At 59.6% G+C, this 4,012-nt stretch carries 4 protein-coding genes; 3 read left to right on the forward strand and 1 reads right to left on the reverse strand.

Features of this window, described 5'->3' with window-relative positions; all coding sequences use genetic code 11:
* The first annotated feature begins 291 nt into the window (after positions 1-291).
* The 3 genes from malQ to WMO44_RS14440 all read left to right on the forward strand — a co-directional run bounded on the left by malQ (position 292) and on the right by WMO44_RS14440 (position 3,312).
* On the forward strand, positions 292-1,869 hold the full coding sequence (gene malQ / locus WMO44_RS14430; RefSeq protein WP_349152995.1) for a 4-alpha-glucanotransferase: 1,578 nt from the start codon (positions 292-294) through the stop codon (positions 1,867-1,869).
* A gap of 135 nt (positions 1,870-2,004) precedes the next feature.
* Entirely contained in the window at positions 2,005-2,811 is an 807-nt protein-coding gene (locus tag WMO44_RS14435; RefSeq protein WP_349152996.1) for a GGDEF domain-containing protein, read from the forward strand.
* Positions 2,812-2,871: 60 nt separating this feature from the next.
* Entirely contained in the window at positions 2,872-3,312 is a 441-nt protein-coding gene (locus WMO44_RS14440; protein ID WP_006735368.1) for a hypothetical protein, read from the forward strand.
* 43 nt (positions 3,313-3,355) lie between these two features.
* Here WMO44_RS14440 and WMO44_RS14445 read toward each other — a convergent pair whose 3' ends face one another.
* Positions 3,356-3,769 (reverse strand): EamA family transporter, encoded by a 414-nt coding sequence (locus tag WMO44_RS14445; RefSeq protein ID WP_097779010.1) that lies wholly within the window; start codon positions 3,767-3,769, stop codon positions 3,356-3,358.
* Positions 3,770-4,012 lie beyond the last annotated feature (243 nt).

The raw sequence follows: 4,012 nt of genomic DNA on the forward strand, positions 1-4,012 counted from the left end.
GTGGAGTCCAGAGGTAGGGAGGGGGGAGTCGGAACACCCCTCCCTGCCTCTGGCCCAGCGGAGCGTCTTTGCACGCTGAAAGCAGGCAGGAACTTTCCGGTCAAACCACAAACTTTCCAACCATGCCAAAGGCGCCCCCTTGGGGGAGCTGCTGAGCGCAGCGAAGCTGAGGGGGTACCCCATAAAAACCAGTATACCACGATTTTTGCCTGTGGAAAATAGTTTGCGGTTATGTTATGATAGGAAACAACGAATATTCCCGAAAATTGACAGCGAGGAAGGTAACGGATCATGCGTGAAAGTGGTATTCTGATGCCGGTATCCAGTCTGCCCGGCCCTTATGGGATCGGCTGCTTTGGCAAGGCGGCATTTCAATTTGTGGATTTCCTGTCTGCAGCGGGACAAACGATCTGGCAGCTGCTGCCGCTCAGCCCCACCGGCTACGGCGACAGCCCCTACCAGAGCTGCTCTGCCTTTGCGGGCAACCCCTATTTTGTGGACTTGGAAACACTGGAAAAAGAAGGCCTGCTGACCGCCGCAGACCTCAAGGCAAAAAGCTGGGGCAAAAACCCGCTGGAAGTGGACTACGGCACTTTGTACGTCAGCCGCTTTGCGGTGCTGCGCAAGGCTTACGCCGCATGGCGCAGCCAGTGCGCCGGGCTGCACGGCTGCACCTACTACTACCCCGACGACTACTACGCCTTTACCCTTGCCAATGAGGACTGGCTGGAGGACTACGCCCTGTACATGGCGCTGAAAGTCGCCAACAAGATGAAGAACTGGGTGGAGTGGGACGCCCCCTACCGCCGCCGCGACAAGGCTGCACTGGCTGCCTTTGCTGCCGCAAACGAAGAGGAGATCGGCTTCTGGAAGTTTGTGCAGTACAAGTTCAGCGTCCAGTGGCAGGCCGTCAAGACCTATGCCAACGAGAAGGGCGTGCAGATCCTGGGCGATATCCCCATCTACGTCTCTGCCGACTCGGTGGACGCATGGGTGGGCGGCAAGCTGTTTGAGCTGGACGCCGACGGTCGCTTTGCCCGGGTGGCGGGCTGCCCGCCGGACTACTTCTCCGCAGACGGCCAGCTGTGGGGCAACCCCCTGTACGACTGGGCGTACCACAAAAAGACCGGCTACGCATGGTGGATCCAGCGGGTGCGCCACGCACTGGGCATCTACGACCTGCTGCGCATCGACCACTTCCGCGGCTTCGACACCTATTGGGCCATCCCGGCCACCAGCACCACCGCCCGCACCGGCAAGTGGGAGAACGGCCCCGGCATGGAGCTGTTCGATGCGCTGGAAGCTGCACTGGGCAAGCTGCCCATCATCGCCGAGGACTTGGGCGAACTGTTCCCCAGCGTGCGCAAGCTGCTGGCCGACAGCACCTTCCCGGGCATGAAGGTGCTGCAGTTTGCCTTCGGCGGCGGGGACAACGAGTATCTGCCCCATAACCACGTCAAGAACGGTGTGGTCTACCCCGGCACTCACGACAACACCACCCTGACCGACTGGTGGGAGAACGGCGCTTCCGAAAAGGAAAAGGCCACCGCTGCGGCTTACCTGCACCTTACCCCCTGCAAGCCCACCGCCAAGGAGGTGGCAGCGGTAAAGACTGCCGCCGCGCGCACCGCGCTGCTGCGGGCGGCGCTGGGCTCGGTGGCCGACAGAGCCATCATTCCCATGTACGACTGGCTGGGTCTGGGCGCCGAAGCGCACCTGAACACCCCGGGCAAGCTGGGCGGCAACTGGGCATGGCGTGCCAAGGCCGGTTTTGGCTCCAAAGCCCTTGCCGCACAGATCGAAGCCGAGTGCGCCGTGTACTGCCGCTGCAATGCAGACGTTCAAAACGTGAAAGAATCAGCAATTTGACAGAATTGTAAAAACTGCCGTAAAAATTTGTGCGTTTTGCTGGAAAAATCTGTATTTCAATGGTATAATAGCCGTAAGTTCCCGGATTTGTGGGAAAATTGGAATTTCGCCCGTCGGAAGCGGCGGCGCGTACTGATGATGGGGAAATTACAGATGGACAGAGAATGGACAGAGCAGGATCTGCGCGCCTTTGTCGAGGGCGCACAGGCTGCGTTTGAGACGGTATTGCTGGACGAGCTGCCACAGGACACCGGCTGGCAGGACGAGGGCTTGCAGGTGAGCTATACCCTGTGCAACGGCCGGGTAAGCTGCGTGCTGCACCGCACGGTGCGGGCAGACGGCAAGCTGTGGCAGATCACCATGTCTGCTCCGCTGGCAGGCAACCTGCTGCCGGAAGAGCGCATGAGCGCCCGCGAGCGGGAGCTGTGCCGCGAGGACCTGAACCACGATTTTCTTTCCGGCGTGTACAACCGCCGCTATCTGGAGACCGTGATCGCCGCCGAGCTGGACCGCTGGGCAGAGCAGGGGCGCAAGGCCGCTGTGGCGCTGATATCGCTGGATCACGGCGCACAGCTGCGGGACACCTACGGTCAGCCGGTGATGGATCAGCTGATCTGCTTTGTGGCAAACCAGTGGAAAAAGTATTTCGATATCCCGGGCAGCCAGATCGTCTGCCGCCTGACCGGCACCACCTTTGTGGTAGGCTGTCTGGATATGGACGGCGGCCAGCTGGCCGAGCAGATGCGGAATATCTACGCCGAAATGCCCCACGAGTGCGTCACCTCCATGGGCATGATGAAGCGAGTGCCCTTTACCCTGAGCGTCGCAGTGGCAGGGCTGGACGAGCTGGACAGCGCCGCCAACTGCTGGCAGCGCCTGTACGCCATCTGTGACGAGCGGCTGCGCGGCATCCAGATCTCCGGCGGCAATAAGATCTGCTGAGAAATAACGTATATAATCCCCCTTTGGGCACATAATAGATGCCAAAGGGGGATTTTTTGTATGGAAAACCAGAAAAACGACAACCTGAACCTGCTGGAAGCGGTGGTGCAGAACACCGAGATGGGCAAGAACACCTTGGAGCAGATCTTACCCATGACCAACGATGTACAGTTCAAGGCCGAACTGCTGCGCCAGCGCAACATTTATCACCAGCTGAATCAGGAGGCGCACACCGCCATCGAAGCCTGCGGCGGCAGCGCGCAGGGGCAGAGCACCATGGCAAAGCTGAACACGAAAATGGGCATCGGGCTCAAGACCCTTACGGACAAATCCACCCGCAATCTGGCCGAAATGCTCACGCAGGGCAGCGGCATGGGGGTGGTGGACTGCGTAAAAAGCTGCAAGGACTACCCCAACGCTGCCCCGGGCGCAAAGCGCCTTGCCCAGCGGCTGCAGGATTTTGAAGAGGATAACCGCATCCAGCTGGAACGGTTTTTGTAATGCGTTCTTCCCCATGAAAACGCCCGGAGCGCATCCCTGACCGTTACAGCACCATAAACAGTGTGCCGGCGGTGATGAGGGCGCAGCCGATGAGACTTTTGGCGGTAAAGGGCTCGTGCAGCACCACAAAGGCCAGCGCAAGGGTGATGACCACGCTGAGCTTATCAATGGGCACTACCTTGGACGCTGCACCCACCTGCAACGCGTGGTAGTAGCACAGCCAGCTTGCGCCGGTGGCAAGGCCGGACAGCACCAGAAACAGCCAGCTGCGGCGGGAGATCTCCGCAATACCGGCCTGCGTACCGGTAAGGAACACCATGCCCCAGCTCATCAGCAGCACCACCGCCGTGCGGATGGCGGTGGCAAGGGTGGAGTTGACCCCCTCGATGCCGATCTTTGCCAGAATCGAGGTAAGGGCGGCAAACACCGCCGATCCCAGCGCGTAAACGAACCACATGGCAAACGCCTCCTTTTTGCCCCAGTATACGCCTTTGTGTGACGGAACACAAGGCTGCCGGGAGGAGGACGATTTGGAATGGCCTCCGCTTTGCTCTGGCCATAATCAGCGGAAAGAATATTTTTATTTGTAGTTCCGAAACGCCTGCGGGCGTTTCGGAACTACTTTTTCATGGGAAGGGGTTTAGAACGAACTCCCTCAGTCAAAACCTGACGGTTTTGCCAGCTCCCTCTGGGAGGGAGC

The organism is Faecalibacterium tardum (assembly GCF_040096515.1).
GTDB lineage: Bacteria > Bacillota > Clostridia > Oscillospirales > Ruminococcaceae > Faecalibacterium > Faecalibacterium tardum.